Genomic DNA, 15,733 nt, shown 5'->3' on the forward strand with positions numbered 1-15,733 from the left:
AATGAGCTATCGATCAAGTAATGATTACTAAATCGATAGCTCATTCTTTTTATTTATAATGTATGCTAGAGGATATAACGTTGCTGCTATTTAACGCCTGCTGTAAATCAGAAATAATATCTTCCCATGATTCTAAACCGACAGATAAACGAATTAAATTATCAAAAATCTCCATTTTCTGACGAACTTCTGCTGGAATGACCGCATGTGTCATTGTCGCGGGATGCTGTACTAATGTTTCTGTATCACCAAGACTGACCGCAATCGCAATCAAATTTAATTTGTCCATAAAAGCTTGTGCTTCTTCTTTTCCTCCTTTAATAGAGAACGAAATAACACCCCCACCACGCTTCATTTGCCGAGATGCTCGTTCTCCTTCTGGATACCAAACCTTTTCAACCTTTTCATGATTTTTCAAAAAAGCTACTACCTTCTCCGCATTATCACAATGTCGATCCATTCGAACAGCTAACGTTTTTAGCCCTCTTAATAATAACCATGCATCAAAAGGCGCCATAATTCCCCCAATATCTTTTCGAATCGGACGGATTTTTTCGGCTAACTCCCTCGTTTTACAAACAGTAACTCCCGCAACTACATCACCATGTCCCCCAATATATTTCGTTGCGCTATGAAGAACCGCATCACACCCAAGAACAAGTGGATTTTGTAAGTATGGAGAACAAAATGTATTATCAACAATAACAAGTAAATGATTTTTCTTTGCTACTTTAATCACTTTTTCTAAATCAATCAGTTTCATTGTTGGATTAATAGGTGTTTCAACGAAAATCAACTTCGTATTCGGAAGAATTTCTTTCTCAATCTGCTCATCCGTTTCCATATCACAAAATGAATGTGAAATCATAAATTTTTCCTCTAACACTTCCAAAAAACCGTACGTACAACCGTATAAGCCATTGGAACAAATCATATGATCCCCTGCACGTAAACAAGCAAGCAATGTCGCCGAAATAGAAGCCATACCCGATCCAAACGCTAATGCAACTTCTCCCCCTTCTAAAGCTGCCATGCGTTCTTCAAATAACTCTACAGTCGGATTACCAAGCCGTGAGTAAATATAGGATGAATCTTGCCCAGTAAAACTATCTTCCCCTTGTTTCGCTGTTTCAAATGTATAAGTTGAAGTTTGAAATAAAGGTGGCGTTAAGCTTCCTTTATGTACACCTGGTTCATATCCATAATGAATGAAATCTGTCTCCATATTGCTCTTTTTCATAAAACATCCCCCTTATGTTTCTATATTATGTAAACGTTTTCTATACGTTTCTAAAATTCTTTCTGAATGTTCTGAATCCCTCCTTGTCATTTCCAAATTTTATATGCATAAATAAAAAACGAACTAGCTTGACGAAATTTCGGGAAACAGATATAATAGCGTTTGTGTAAAATAAAAAGGCAGCCTTGTAATTTGAATTTATCGTTTGTATTTTGTTCCTCTCAAGAGGTGTATCTCGTAACTCCCTGCTGCTGGAGCGAAGGTACATGAAAACAAAATACCCGTAAATGTCAATTACGTCTGTTTTTATTTTACGTAAATAAAAACATTAAAGGAGGAGTCAACTATGGCTCGTTATACAGGTCCAGCTTGGAAACTGTCTCGTCGTCTTGGTATCTCTCTAAGCGGCACAGGTAAAGAATTAGAAAAACGCCCTTACGCACCAGGTCCTCACGGTCCTAACCAACGTAAGAAACTTTCTGAATACGGTTTACAATTACAAGAAAAACAAAAACTTCGTCACATGTACGGCATGACTGAACGTCAATTCCGTCGCACATTTGACCAAGCAGGTAAAATGCCAGGTAAACACGGCGAAAACTTCATGATCCTTCTTGAAGCTCGTCTTGACAACCTAGTTTACCGCATGGGCTTAGCTCGCACTCGTCGCGCAGCTCGCCAATTAGTAAACCACGGTCACATCATGGTAGATGGCGCTCGCGTAGATATCCCATCTTACCGCGTGAAACCAGGTCAAACAATCAGCGTTCGCGAAAAATCTCGCAACCTAGCTGTAATTAAAGAAGCTATGGAAGTTAACAACTTCGTACCAGAATACTTAACTTTCGATGCTGACAAATTAGAAGCTACTTTCACTCGTCACGCTGAGCGTGCTGAGTTACCAGCTGAAATCAACGAAGCGTTAATCGTAGAGTTCTACTCTCGTTAATTCAATCGCTTAGTAGATGCTAGTATTAAAAACCCTAGAAGCGTTATTATAACGTCTTTTCTAGGGTTTTTTGCTGTTCTTATGGTTTGTAAAATACCTTAAATAAAATTACTGAATCGTTATATCCCCTATAGTTAGGCACATAATTAAAATTGTTTTCCATGCTTTTTAGACAAAATACTTTTTAATATAGGCCTTAAATTTACGTACCTTTTCTTCTGTTATTTCAATAGTCCACATAGCTTTTTTCCTTGTTATATTATTTAATTTAGATTGCCTCATAATTACTACTCACCCTTTCATTATAAATATAGATAAGTTCGTTTTAATGTGTCCCTCTAATCAATGCATTACAATGTAATATTTACAGTTTCATCCTTAAATTGGTATCATTTACTTGTTAAGGGGGAAAATTTATGAGTTTAAATATGTATTTGGGAGAAGTACAGACTCAAACAGAAGGTATGAATGCTTTCTGTACCGCTACCATTCAAGGTATGGAACAAGCCATTCAGTCGATTGACGCTTTTGCAATTGATACTGTTCTGCAAGGACAAACATATAGTAGTGCAAAAGCATTTTTTGTACAAACCTTTCGTCCTTTAGCACAGGGAATTATTTACTTATGTGAGGAATTAATCCGTCAGAATGATGCCTTTCCGAGTCAATTTCAATCACAAGTCGCTTCCACAGATGTAATCGAACAAGAAATATTAGAACAAATTCGAGAAATTGATCGAATGATAGCAAGTACGGAAGCGATCAACCAAACTATGCCAATACCAGGTATGGATGCTATGGTAAACCTTTTTGCTGTCATGAGGCGTAAACTGCAAGAAAAGTTAGAACACCTATATGAATTTAATCAAACATCTAGCGATAACTATAATACAGCAATTCAATTAGCCACTAGCATTGCGACAGGTTTAGCCGAAGTCCAAAGTGGAAAAGGGTTTAGTCCTGCAAGTGGTACATTTAGTACGCAAGGATTGAATATGGAATGGGCAGCTTCAATTCAAGCGATTGGAGAAGAAAGGGCACGTCAGGCTGAAAACCATCTAAAGAGTAGTTCAATTGAAGAAGGGGCAATGTGTGGTCCATTAAACAGTGAGAAAAAAGATGAATCTTTACTGGATAAGTTTAAACATGGTGTTGAAGATTTTTATAGGAAATATAGTAAAATAAAAGCTGTCACTGATGATAAAATTGCAGCTGCGTTTGAAAAAGCTGGATTAGGTGTGCCCTATCATATAAAAAAAGGAATGGACAACGCTTTAGGTGGTGAATTATTAGGAATTGCAAATGCAGCTCTCCATCCAATAAATACATTTAATGACACGATTGAAGCTTTTTCTGATCCAACCGGAACATTCAATGCGATAAAACAAACAATTTCCGATTCTTGGAATCGTGATGTTACTAATGGAGACTGGAATAGTCGAGCTGAATGGTATGGAAATGCAATGGGGCATGGTATGTTTGCTGTTGCCGGAACAAAAGGTGTAGATAAAATTTCAAAAGTAGGTGAGGTAGCTGCTATGACAAGCCTTACTAAAGGGGAATCTCTTATAACTAATTCCTCAGCATACAGAAATGCGCTACATATACTAAATAACTATGAGTTCAAGGCTGGTAATCACCTCTCATATGCAGGAGTTGGAAGTATCCAACAGTATTTGCAGAAAGCAGCTCCATATACTTATGAAGGTCCAAATGGCCCTAAGACAATAAGATTAAGAAAAGGTGAGTTAGCAGGAGATAAACATCCTGTTACAGGTATTCCATATGATGCAGATGGGTTCCCTATTTTTAAATCTAAGGGTGAGGTAATCCTAAAAGAGGCAGACTTCAAAAAATCTAGAACAACACATTTTAGAAAATGTAGTAAAGCATTATACGAACAAATAATAAAAGACCCTGATTTAGCTTCAAAATTTACGAAAGAAGAAATTCAAATGTTTAAACAAGGTGAAACACCAAAGCATTACACTTGGCATCACCATCAAGATACTGGTAGAATGCAACTTGTAAATTATCAGATACATCACGATACCGGCCATACAGGTGGGTATCGAATTTGGGGAAAAGATAGCGATAAATAAGGAGTGGCAAAAATGAACAATATTACATGGTCCTTTATGAGTAAAACACCAGTTACAGACGAAGAAATCCAAAAGGTAGAACAATATTTTAATATTAAATTACCCAACGATTTTGTTGCGTGCGTGAAGAAATATGACGGGGGATACCCTAACCCAAAAGTATTTGATGTACTAGGACAAAATGAAAATGTATTCAGTGACCTCTTAACTCTTCATATAGAAGATAAATATTCAATTGTCCAAAACTATGAAGGTATAAAAGATAGATTAGTTGATAAAGTATACCCTTTTGCTAGAGACCCGTTTGGTAACCTTCTATGCTTTGATTACCGAAATAATCCCGAAGCCCCAACCGTTGTATTTTGGGACCATGAGGAAGAAGAGATGGAAGAAGCAATTTACCCTGTTTGTTCATCTTTTACAGAATTGCTGGATAGCTTACGCGATTTTGAAGACGACGAATAAAAGAAAAAAGAAGAACTTAATGAATATGTAAACCAATTTAATAATAGTGGTGTGCCTCATCCCGCTCCAAGCGATATAATCTTTTGGGATTTTAGGGATTTAACACCAGAAGAAATAGTAGAGATTGCGTTGAATTACAAAAAATAAAAATAAAATATTAAAGTACAAGCCGCCCATGTAAAAATGAGCGACTTTCTTCATTACCTAATCCATTTTATACTGTTTTATTCGATCTAATGTTAGCCAGCGTACCTTCTTCTAAGCCAGTCAATACTTCAAACATATCTTCACGTAGGCTTAATTGATACTCACTTGAAAGTTCTTCTAAAATGCTATTCCCATCAAAAACATCATTTAGTTCTGTATGATGAATTAAAGCTCTATTTATCATTCATACACTTTGCTACTACTGATTCACTATATATAAAATAAAAATCATTTTTCATCCTCTTGTTTTTCCACATATACATAAGCATCTTTCGAATTTTTGTGTACATCGCTTTGTGTATTCTCCGCAAGCTGACCAGCATGTAGCAGAGAAAATATAATAAGCGCTTCTAGTGACATTTTTTATACACCCCTTTCTGTTATATGGCATACATATATATTACTCCTAGCGTGTGACTTCTGTATGAACATACGAAAAAGTTTAAGACAAAAAGGCTTTGAGGAATAAATCCTCAAAGCCTTTCTGTCTTATATGTTCTATTTCTTAATAACGAATTAAGAAATATTTCTTTTTACCGCGGCGAATGATTGTAAATTTCCCTTCGATGCGATCTTTTTCTGTGACAACGTAATCTAATTCTTGTGTGCGCTCACCGTTTATATAAATCGCACCGTTTGTAACATCTTCACGTGCTTGACGTTTTGATGGAGAAATTTTGCTTTCTACAAGTAAGTCAATTAACCCTGTATTTTCTGCGCTGCGGTCTACAGATGGTACATCTTTGAAGCCTTGTTCAATTTCATCTGCTGTTAATTCTGCTACAGAACCGCTAAATAAAGCTGCTGAAATTTTAATTGCTTGTTCTAATGCTTCTTCGCCGTGAACAAGCTTTGTCATTTCAGAAGCTAATGCTTTTTGTGCTACACGTTTTTCAGGTGCTTCGGCTACTTGTTTTTCTAAGTCAAGAATTTCTTCATGAGATAGGAATGTGAAGTATTTTAAATATTTCACAACATCGCGGTCATCTGTGTTAATCCAGAATTGATAGAACTCGTAAGGAGTTGTTTTCTCTGGGTCTAACCAAACTGCACCGCCTTCTGTTTTTCCAAACTTCGTACCGTCAGATTTTGTAACAAGTGGAATTGTTAACCCGAATGCTTTCGCATCTTCTTCCGATTTACGGATTAATTCAAGTCCCGCTGTAATGTTACCCCATTGGTCACTACCACCAATTTGCAGACGGCAACCATGGTTTTTATATAAGTTTAAGAAGTCATATGATTGTAAAATCATGTAACTAAATTCCGTAAATGAAATACCAGTTTCTAAACGAGATGCAACTGTATCTTTTGCTAACATGTAGTTTAAACCGAAGTTTTTACCGATGTCACGTAAGAATGTAATAACATCTAAGTTGCCAAGCCAGTCGTAGTTATTTGCCATTACTGCTGGATTTTCTACATTTTCAAATTCTAAGAAGTTTGAAAGCTGTTTTTTAATACTTTCAGTGTAGTAAGCAACTGTATCCTTCGTATTTAATGTACGCTCTGCTTTTTTACCACTTGGGTCCCCGATCATACCAGTACCACCACCTACAAGTGCGATTGGTTGATGACCAGCTAATTGAAAGCGACGCAACATTAAAATCGGTAACATATGTCCGATGTGTAAGCTATCTGCTGTTGGGTCAAAACCACAGTATAATTTAACGCTTTCTTTTTCTAATAATTGTTCTAAACCTTCAGCATCTGTTTGCTGATTAATCAAACCGCGAAACTCAAGATCTTGTAAAATATTCATATTCTACATACTCTCCTTTAATGTAATGTGGCGTGAAATGTGAAAACATAAAAAAATCGCCCCTCAAATAAGGGACGATTTTGATCATCGCGATACCACCCTAGTTGCAGGCCAAATAGCCTACCACCTCATTCACATAACGGCTCATCACCGTCTTTTCCCTTTTGAATCTAATCTAATTCAATCGAAAAAAGATGCTCGAGGGGCGTAATTCGCGATCATCTATGTGCTGATTTCCACCGACCATCAGCTCTCTAAAACAGGGAAATGATCACTACTTCTCCCTTTCCACGCTCAATTATTTATATACTTTTCTTTATACCATCATTTATATAAACATGTCAAATGAAACCGGAAATTTATTCCAACACTTATTTTTTACAAAGTTGTCACCCATATCGTAATTAGAGAAAGAATAGGGATACCCGCTAATAATGAAACATGGAACATAATTGACAAATCATTTCCAATCGTTGCTTCCACAGGATCTTTCGCTGGGGAGGCGAGCAATCTAAGTAATCGATCAAAGCGACTTACTGTTTTCGGAAAATCCGGTATTTTTACATGGTCGCTATTTAAATATTGCTTTAATTTATATTCCTTCTTAAAAGGATTTTCGTTCAATATCATCCACCTCCAGCAATTGTTTTAATTTCTTAATTCCATTATGAAGTCTTGATTTCACCGTACCTACTGGTATACTCAAAACCTGTGCAATTTCCTTTTGTGGCATATCATGATAATAAGAAAGAATAAGGACTGCTCGCTGATCTTCAGGAACCTTTAACATCGCTTCTCTTACAGTAATCCGATCTTCTTGTGAAAATTCCTTCTCTTGAATTGGTACGAAAAACGGCAAAAGAGAGTGCCACTTTTTTCTTCGATTTAATTTATTAATCATAAGACGATAACCGATTTGAAATAAATATGTTTTAACCTTTCCCTTCTCCACTTCATACATATGCTTTTTACGTTCCAACATTAAAAACGTATCTTGAACAAGATCTATACTCAATTGTTCATTACGGTTAAAACGATATAAAAATGTATATAGTGCTGGTTTGATTAAGACGTATAGTTTTTCTCCAGCTTGCTTATCCCCATTTTGATACGCAAGCATGAGCTCTTCCTCAATCCCAATCTGCGCCATATTTTTTGATCTCCTTTATCCCCTTTAGCGTTAAAGAGATTCGTCCGATTAAATATGCAATTGCAACAATTATCCATACTTGTGATTGGTTTGTAAAAAACTGCACATATGGGTTTTGAATTGTGAGCCCACTTGAAACTAAAATATTTAATACTTGCACACATATACAGGCATACACTGCAAGACAAACAGAAACTGTATCAAATACATTCCAGCGAAAGTACACTTTTGTTTTGATAAAGTCGATTTTTTTCCTTTTTTTTCGTATAATATATTTCTTATCAAATGGAATAATGATAGAAAACATAACGATCATCATCACTCCTGCTGTAATCATTGAAACTTTAAATCCAATCGCCATAGGCAATAACATTCCACAACCAAATACAACGATAATACCTACGAAAGCCAATGAAAACATCCATTTATTCGACATATAAAATACCTCCCTCATTTGTTGTATCATAAAGTTATACAAATGATAGAGGCAAACGGTTCACAAAATATTTTATTTTTTTACTTTCGATCCAGTCATTCCACCCCTTTCTCACTATGTATTTCCGTTGTTGCACTTTCATATATTTCAAATAATCAATTGAATTTATTAATTAATATGTGTTAATTAAACAACTGAAATTTGCTGTATCGATTGAAACTCTGGTGCATCTCACTGCTATTTAATCACTCTGCGTTTCAAAGTCATCATCTCTAAAAAAGCAATCGCTCTCCCGCGGCGAAAATTCTTTAGACCACAGTGTTATTCCTTTCCTTTGATGCTCTTCTTTGCATAACCTTTTCAATACGTATATATAACATAAAAAGAAAAGTATGAACGAAGTGACGTTCATACCTTTCTTTTTTAATCTTCCATCGTTGATAAATCACCTGTTGGTAAGTTTAACTCCCATGCCTTTAATACGCGTCGCATAATTTTACCACTTCTTGTCTTCGGTAATTTATCTCTAAATTCAATTTGTCTTGGCGCTGCATGAGCTGCTAGACCTTTTTTCACAAATTGACGAATATCTTCTTTTAATTCATCAGATGGTTCATACCCTGCGCGAAGTGCAATAAACGCTTTAATAATTTCCCCTCGTACTGGATCAGGAATACCAATTACACCTGCTTCCGCTACCGCAGTATGCTCAATTAATTTACTTTCTACTTCAAACGGACCAACGCGTTCACCCGATGTCATAATAACATCGTCAATACGTCCTTGGAACCAAAAGTAACCATCTTCATCCATATACGCAGAGTCGCCTGATACATACCAATCGCCTGGCATGAAGTATGACTCATACTTTTGCGGATTGTTCCAAATCCCACGCATCATCGCTGGCCATCCCTTCGCAATTGCCAAATTACCCATTGTGTATGGCGGTACTTCATTTCCTTCATTATCAACAATCGCTGCTTTTACGCCTGGAATTGGTTTCCCCATTGACCCTGGGCGAATTTCCATACAAGGATAGTTACAAATCACTTGTCCACCTGTTTCTGTCATCCACCACGTATCATGAATACGAAGGCCAAAAGCGTTCATCCCCCAGCGAATCACTTCTGGATTCAACGGTTCACCAACACTTAATACGTGACGAAGTTCGGATAAATTATATTTTTTAATCGCTTCTTGTCCAGCCCCCATTAACATTCGGAATGCTGTTGGCGCGCTGTACCAAACTGTCACGCCGTAATCTTCTAGTGCCTCATACCAAGCTTCAGGACTAAAGCGCCCGCCTAAGATAAGATTCGACGCTCCTACTAACCATGGCGCAAAAATACCGTAAGCAGTTCCTGTTACCCAACCTGGATCAGCTGTACACCAATATACGTCATCTTCTTTTAAATCTAGCACCCATTTAGCTGTTTGATAGTGCTGAATCATTGCATTTTGTGCATGAAGAACGCCTTTTGGTTTACCAGTCGAGCCAGATGTATAATGAAGAATCAGGCCATCTTCACGGTCTAACCATTCGATATGTAATTCTTTTGAAGCCTGTTCAAACAGCGGATTAAACGCTACGATTTTTCCACCTTCTTCTACATTTTCTCCAACAAGAAAGACTGTTTTTAAAGCCGGTAAATCATTTAATGGTACGCGTTCTAACAATTCAGGAGTTGTAATTAACACCTTCGCTTCGCTATCTTCTAAACGATCGCGTACTGCACCTTCCATAAATGCTTCAAATAACGGACCAACAATGGCCCCTAACTTTACTGCACCAAGAAGGGCAAAATATAGTTCTGGGGAACGCGGCATAAAAATAAAAACGCGATCTCCTTTTTCCACATCACCGTAATTTTTTAAGACATTTCCCGCTTTATTAGAAAAATCTTTCATTTCTTTAAATGTATATTTCTCTTTTCGAGAGCCATCTTGATAATACAGGGCAACTTTATTTTTTCGTTCAGATTTTACATGCTTGTCAATTGCCTCATACGCCATATTTACTCGGCCCGTTTCATGCCAAGAAAAATGTTGATGAACCTCTTCCCAGTTAAAATGGGCGTATGCTTCTTTATAATTTAGTAAATTATGTTCTCCTTTAATAACAGGAAGCGTTTCCATTTTCATACTTTACATCCCCTCCCTATATATTCTATTATCTATTATAATAACATTATTTAAAATTTTCAGTATATTTGTTATTTTTTTGACAAATTTTTAATGACAAATTTCGATTCACATCGCATATCGTATAAAGTACGATGTATAGTAGATTCACAAACCCTCAAGGCGGTGAGTAAAAAGTTGATTCATAAAAAAATATATAATGCTAGAAACTTAAAAACATCTAAAGGAACTTTAATAATTGAAGGTCCTGTTTCTACCCATAATCTTGAAACATATGAGTTCCATCCCGATTTAGTTGCGTTTCGCCCTGCCGAGCAACAATATAAAGCCATCGTTGCAATTTCTAAATTACCAGAAGCTCGCATTATTATCGCTCGGCATGACCATACAATTATCGGATACGTTACATACTTATATCCTGATCCACTTGAAAGATGGTCAGAAGGGAATATCGAAAATGTAATTGAACTTGGAGCGATTGAAGTTGCTCCAGCATTTCGTGGCTGCTCTGTCGGAAAAAACTTACTAGAAGTTTCTATGATGGATGATAACATGGAAGATTATATTATATTAACGACTGAGTATTACTGGCATTGGGATTTAAAGCAAACTGGTTTAAATGTTTGGGAGTATCGAAAAGTAATGGAAAAAATGATGAATGCTGGTGGTTTACAATGGATGGCTACAGATGATCCAGAAATTTGTTCTCATCCTGCTAACTGTTTAATGGTTCGCATTGGCAAACGCGTCGACACCAATTCTATTCAAGCATTTGACCGTCTACGTTTCCAGAATCGATTTATGTACTAAAAAGGGGGCGAATGGAATGATTGTAGAAGAAATTATGAATCAAGATGTTATCGCACTGCATCCAGATGATACAATCGAAACCGCGATCCGAACAATACGTACAAAAGGGATTCGGCACATTCCAATTATCGATCAAAATACCCAAATAGTAGGCATTATTTCTGATCGAGATGTAAGAGATGCAAGTCCGTCTATCCTTGATGAGCAAGTTTCACTCGATATGTTAAAACAACCGCTTCACCTCATTATGAAACACCCTGTTAGGACTTGCCATCCTCTTGATTTCGTTGAAGAAATTGCAACATTATTTTTCGAAAATAAAATCGGTTGCCTTCCTGTCACAAAGGCTGGAAAATTAGTGGGCATTATTTCTGAATCTACAGTACTGCATACATTAGTAAAATTAACAGGAGCGCATCAACCAAGTTCTCAAATTGAAATTCAAGTAAAAAATGAACCGGGTATTCTCGGAAAAGTAGTTACTATTTTTAGTGATCTACAAATAAACATTGTAAGTGTTCTCGTCTACCCAGCAAAAGATGAGAATGAGAAGGTGCTCGTTTTCCGCATTCAAACGATGAATCCTCTAAGAGTGATTGAAGCACTTGAAAAAAAGGGGTATCACGTCTTATGGCCAAACAGTATAGGGATGCAAACATGAAAAGTGTATTCGTGTATTCAGATAAATTTCAGGGCTATTCTTTTAGCCCTGAGCATCCTTTTAACCAACTTCGTGTAACACTTACATATGATTTATTAGTAAAGAGTGGGTTTTTATCCCCTTCTCAAGTCATCCCACCCCGAATGGCTACAGATGAGGAAATTGCACTCATTCATACAGAGGACTATATCAATGCGGTAAAACGCGCTGGAGAAGGCCATTTAGAACAATCAATCGCTATGACATACGGGCTTGGAACTGAGGACACTCCCATGTTTCCTCATATGCATGAAGCAAGTGCATTGCTTGTTGGCGGTACATTAACAGCTGTAGATGCTGTTATGTCTGGAAAAGCAACGTGTGCATTAAACTTAGGAGGCGGACTACATCACGGATTCCGCGGAAAAGCATCCGGCTTTTGTATTTATAACGATAGCTCGATTGCGATTAAATATTTACAACAAAAATACGGTCTTCGCGTGTTATATATTGATACGGATGCCCATCATGGCGACGGTGTCCAATGGTCTTTTTATGATGATCCAAATGTTTGTACCATCTCACTTCATGAAACAGGCCGATATTTATTCCCTGGAACTGGTGCAGTGAATGAAAGAGGACAAGGTGTAGGATATAGCTATTCTTTCAATGTTCCACTCGATGCCTTTACAGAAGATGAGTCTTTTTTACAGTCTTACCGTACTGTTGTAAAAGAAGTCGCCGCTTATTTTAAACCAGATATTATTGTAACGCAAAATGGCGCCGATGCACATTATTATGATCCACTTACACACCTTTGTGCAACTATAGAAATTTATCGCGAAATTCCAAAACTCGCTAATGAAATTGCAAATGAATATTGCGATGGGCGCTGGATTGCCGTTGGTGGCGGTGGCTATGACATGTGGCGCGTTGTCCCAAGAGCATGGGCACTCATATGGATCACAATGAACAACATCCAAAACATCTCAGGTTATCTCCCTCCAGAATGGATTGAAGCGTGGAAAGGACAAGCTGAAACTGAACTTCCTCTCACATGGGAAGACCCTAACAACATGTACAATCCTATCCCTCGAAAAGCAGAAATTGAAGAAAAAAATGCACTAACTGTCGCAAAATCTCTCGAAATCATTCGGAATAATACAAAAAAATCATTGTATTAGATCATAAAGAATAGGAGATTTTTTCCTATTCTTTTTTCAAAGAAGATAATATTTTATGTGGAATTGATAGCTTGTACATATATTTCATGGTACTTTTGAAACCTTTCCAAGAGGAAATGGAGAACCCCTTTGTATGACACATCATTACTCACAATTTCATAAGACTGAGGATGTCTTTGCAGAAAGCTTTATTCCTACTCATCAAGTATTTCTTATTAATATGAAATAACATAGATTTGAAAATTCCATTCATCATTTTATCCCAAGAGTATTAACCTTTCTTTTATTGTTTGATACAAAACTTGTTATTAACAATCTAAAAGAATTAAAATTGTAATAAATAGTAAAACTGTTACTATGCTCTAAAACACTTAAATCACATAATTTGGATAATATAGAATAAAACGGATACACTTTTCTGAATTTACTTTCATTCTCATTTCCTCTTTATTTCTAATATAAACTTCTATAAAATATGGTGAGGAATTATAATCTTCATATTAAATTTAGAGAGGACGGGCATAACGTATGTGGAATGAGTTTAAAAAGTTCGCTTTAAAAGGGAACGTCATGGATTTAGCTGTCGGGGTTGTAATTGGTGGTGCGTTTGGTAAGATCGTTTCTTCATTAGTAAGTGATGTGATCATGCCATTAGTTGGATTACTACTTGGTGGAGTAAACTTCACAGGACTTTCCTTTACATTTGGAAAAGCTGTAGTAAAATATGGTGCATTTATTCAAACTGTTGTTGATTTCTTAATCATTGCATTCTCAATCTTCTTATTCATTAAATTATTCAATAAGTTAACATTCAAAAAAGAAGAAGAAAAGAAAGAAGAAGTACCAGAACCAACCAAAGAAGAAGTTCTTCTTGGCGAAATTCGCGATTTATTGAAACAACAAAATGCTTCTAAAGATCGAGCATAATAAAATGATAAAAGGCATGCCCATATGGGACATGCTTTTTTTATATCTTATAACGTTTCAGAATTCATATGAATAAAAAAAACAATACCAGCAACCATTAATACCATCATACTACCAGCAAATAATGTAATGCCGATAAATACAAAGTTTGTACTCCATTCCGCTGAAACATGTTCAATGAAAATAGAAGATACATATGTGATAAGGGCGATTCCGGCAAGAATACTTCCTGGAACAAATCGCTTTAAACCAGTTTGTTTTAACGTCATATAAGCAAAAAAAGCAGTCATACAAAGCGTAATAATCCAAAGAATGATCATCTCTTCCCCTCCTCACAAGCCTTTTCTTTCTATTATACATGACATTGTGTATTTATAGGGAATTTTGATTCTAGATCATACAGAGAACCCTATCATGTCTCTTCCATATTCTCCTTCAAATGAGACAATCCAAATTCATATAAAAGAGCATCCTAATTTCTTGTATTTTAAAGCTGAATTTAAGTTCCCCTTTTTCCTGTTTCACTATTCTCAGTTGAACTTCTCGTTTAAAGGCGGACACCTTATCGGCGGAGATAACAAAAAAACTCACAGCGCCGCGCTGTGAGTTTTTTTCCTTACTTCGTCGAATTTCTAAATTGAATGCGATGAGGTAAGATAACTGTATGATCTTCTACTTTTTCTTTATTCATATATTTTGTAAGTAAACGCATCGCTACTGCACCGATGTCATACATTGGTTGTACGACTGTTGAAAGCTGTGGGCGCACCATTAATGCAAGGCGTGTATTGTCAAATCCAAGCACTTCTACATCTTCTGGTACACGTAAGCCAGCGTCTTGTGCTGCATGGATGACACCTAATGCCATTTCATCGGAAGACACGAAAATTGCTGTTGGTTTTTGATCAAGTGCCCAAAGTTTTTCAAATGCTTCTAAACCTGAATCATATGTGTAATCTCCATCAATTACAAGTTTTTCATCATATGAAATACCAGTTTCCTCTAAAGCTTTTTTATACCCTTGTAATTTCTTTGCGCTTCCTGCCTTATCAACGAAAGGACCTGATACGAAACCAATTCGCTTATGACCTTTTTCTAAGAAATACTTTATTGCATCATAAGCTGCTTGTGTATAATCAATATTTACTGATGGCGTTTCATTCTTCTCATCAAATGATGCCGCTAATACAATCGGTACTGGAGATTTTTTAAATTCTTCGACATGAATATCTGTAATATCCTCACCCATGAATACAATCCCATCTACTTGTTTACCTAGCATTGTATTTAATAAGTGGAACTCTTTTTCTTTATTTTGATCCGAGTTACTTAAAATAATATTATATTTGTACATTGTTGCAATATCTTCAATCCCACGTGCAAGTTCTGCATAGAATGTATTGGAGATATCAGGAATAATAACCCCTACTGTAGTTGTTTTTTTACTTGCTAAACCACGCGCTACCGCATTTGGACGATATCCTAAGCGGTCAATTGCTTCTAATACTTTCTTTCTTGTTGTAGGCTTTACATTTGGATTACCGTTTACAACACGTGATACAGTTGCCATTGAAACATTCGCTTCACGCGCTACATCATAGATTGTTACGTTCATCTTTTCGCACACTCCTTCTATCTATGTTATCTATTTTTATGTATCGGTTCACTTGAATGAAAAAAAGACATCAACTCTATTTGAAGATGCCACCAATCGTCCCG

17 protein-coding genes, 2 pseudogenes and 1 other annotated feature are annotated in these 15,733 nt (G+C 36.4%); of the genes and pseudogenes, 9 read left to right on the top strand and 10 right to left on the bottom strand.

Features of this window, described 5'->3' with window-relative positions; all coding sequences use genetic code 11:
• Positions 1-49 precede the first annotated feature (49 nt).
• The gene (gene megL / locus MR056_RS08425; protein WP_012095784.1) at positions 50-1,240 is read right to left on the bottom strand and encodes a methionine gamma-lyase; all 1,191 of its coding nucleotides are present in this window, start codon (positions 1,238-1,240) and stop codon (positions 50-52) included.
• Positions 1,241-1,586: 346 nt separating this feature from the next.
• Between megL and rpsD the strand changes: the two genes are divergently transcribed.
• The 4 genes and pseudogenes from rpsD to MR056_RS22835 form a co-directional block, all read left to right on the top strand.
• Entirely contained in the window at positions 1,587-2,189 is a 603-nt protein-coding gene (gene rpsD, locus MR056_RS08430; protein WP_012095785.1) for a 30S ribosomal protein S4, read from the top strand.
• A 416-nt stretch (positions 2,190-2,605) separates the two neighbouring features.
• Positions 2,606-4,291, top strand: a complete 1,686-nt coding sequence (locus tag MR056_RS08435) for an HNH endonuclease (RefSeq protein ID WP_012095786.1) — start codon at positions 2,606-2,608, stop codon at positions 4,289-4,291.
• A 12-nt stretch (positions 4,292-4,303) separates the two neighbouring features.
• Positions 4,304-4,756 (top strand): SMI1/KNR4 family protein, encoded by a 453-nt coding sequence (locus tag MR056_RS08440; protein ID WP_012095787.1) that lies wholly within the window; start codon positions 4,304-4,306, stop codon positions 4,754-4,756.
• 6 nt (positions 4,757-4,762) lie between these two features.
• A pseudogene (locus MR056_RS22835) lies at positions 4,763-4,903 on the top strand (bacteriocin immunity protein); the annotation flags it as partial.
• A gap of 67 nt (positions 4,904-4,970) precedes the next feature.
• Here MR056_RS22835 and MR056_RS08445 read toward each other — a convergent pair.
• From MR056_RS08445 to acsA, 7 genes are all read right to left on the bottom strand, one after another.
• Positions 4,971-5,147, bottom strand: a complete 177-nt coding sequence (locus MR056_RS08445) for a hypothetical protein (RefSeq protein ID WP_235436489.1) — start codon at positions 5,145-5,147, stop codon at positions 4,971-4,973.
• A 44-nt stretch (positions 5,148-5,191) separates the two neighbouring features.
• Entirely contained in the window at positions 5,192-5,323 is a 132-nt protein-coding gene (locus MR056_RS08450) for a hypothetical protein (protein WP_012095791.1), read from the bottom strand.
• Between the two features lie 145 nt (positions 5,324-5,468).
• Positions 5,469-6,725 carry a tyrosine--tRNA ligase gene (gene tyrS, locus MR056_RS08455; RefSeq protein ID WP_048724037.1) on the bottom strand — a complete coding sequence of 419 codons (1,257 nt, stop codon included), beginning with the start codon at positions 6,723-6,725 and terminating at the stop codon, positions 5,469-5,471.
• Positions 6,726-6,792: 67 nt separating this feature from the next.
• Positions 6,793-7,025, bottom strand: a binding site (T-box leader).
• Between the two features lie 78 nt (positions 7,026-7,103).
• On the bottom strand, positions 7,104-7,349 hold the full coding sequence (locus MR056_RS08460) for a hypothetical protein (protein ID WP_048724035.1): 246 nt from the start codon (positions 7,347-7,349) through the stop codon (positions 7,104-7,106).
• A complete protein-coding gene (locus tag MR056_RS08465) occupies positions 7,330-7,875 on the bottom strand; it encodes an RNA polymerase sigma factor (protein ID WP_048724033.1) in 546 nt (181 codons plus the stop codon). The genes MR056_RS08460 and MR056_RS08465 overlap by 20 nt, the downstream gene beginning before the upstream one ends.
• Positions 7,856-8,311, bottom strand: coding sequence for a hypothetical protein (locus MR056_RS08470; RefSeq protein WP_048724031.1), 456 nt, complete (start codon positions 8,309-8,311; stop codon positions 7,856-7,858). The genes MR056_RS08465 and MR056_RS08470 overlap by 20 nt, the downstream gene beginning before the upstream one ends.
• 423 nt (positions 8,312-8,734) lie before the next feature.
• Positions 8,735-10,453, bottom strand: coding sequence for an acetate--CoA ligase (acsA, locus tag MR056_RS08475; RefSeq protein ID WP_012095794.1), 1,719 nt, complete (start codon positions 10,451-10,453; stop codon positions 8,735-8,737).
• Between the two features lie 177 nt (positions 10,454-10,630).
• Between acsA and MR056_RS08480 the strand changes: the two genes are divergently transcribed.
• The 5 genes and pseudogenes from MR056_RS08480 to mscL all read left to right on the top strand — a co-directional run bounded on the left by MR056_RS08480 (position 10,631) and on the right by mscL (position 14,014).
• Complete coding sequence (locus MR056_RS08480; RefSeq protein ID WP_012095795.1) at positions 10,631-11,263, top strand: GNAT family N-acetyltransferase; 633 nt, start codon at positions 10,631-10,633, stop codon at positions 11,261-11,263.
• A gap of 16 nt (positions 11,264-11,279) precedes the next feature.
• Positions 11,280-11,924, top strand: a complete 645-nt coding sequence (locus MR056_RS08485; RefSeq protein ID WP_048724028.1) for an acetoin utilization AcuB family protein — start codon at positions 11,280-11,282, stop codon at positions 11,922-11,924.
• A complete protein-coding gene (locus MR056_RS08490) occupies positions 11,921-13,087 on the top strand; it encodes an acetoin utilization protein AcuC (protein WP_012095798.1) in 1,167 nt (388 codons plus the stop codon). The genes MR056_RS08485 and MR056_RS08490 overlap by 4 nt, the downstream gene beginning before the upstream one ends.
• Positions 13,088-13,166: 79 nt before the next feature.
• Positions 13,167-13,313 (top strand): annotated as a pseudogene (locus MR056_RS22595) (alpha/beta fold hydrolase); the annotation flags it as partial.
• Between the two features lie 302 nt (positions 13,314-13,615).
• Positions 13,616-14,014 carry a large conductance mechanosensitive channel protein MscL gene (gene mscL, locus MR056_RS08500; protein WP_012095799.1) on the top strand — a complete coding sequence of 133 codons (399 nt, stop codon included), beginning with the start codon at positions 13,616-13,618 and terminating at the stop codon, positions 14,012-14,014.
• A 47-nt stretch (positions 14,015-14,061) separates the two neighbouring features.
• On the opposite strand, the gene MR056_RS08505 is transcribed toward mscL, so the two are convergent.
• Both MR056_RS08505 and ccpA read right to left on the bottom strand, forming a co-directional pair.
• Positions 14,062-14,334 carry a DUF3917 domain-containing protein gene (locus tag MR056_RS08505; protein WP_012095800.1) on the bottom strand — a complete coding sequence of 91 codons (273 nt, stop codon included), beginning with the start codon at positions 14,332-14,334 and terminating at the stop codon, positions 14,062-14,064.
• A gap of 296 nt (positions 14,335-14,630) precedes the next feature.
• On the bottom strand, positions 14,631-15,629 hold the full coding sequence (ccpA, locus tag MR056_RS08510; protein WP_012095801.1) for a catabolite control protein A: 999 nt from the start codon (positions 15,627-15,629) through the stop codon (positions 14,631-14,633).
• Positions 15,630-15,733: the final 104 nt, after the last annotated feature.

This window comes from Bacillus cereus group sp. BfR-BA-01360, assembly GCF_022663595.1.
GTDB lineage: Bacteria > Bacillota > Bacilli > Bacillales > Bacillaceae_G > Bacillus_A > Bacillus_A cytotoxicus.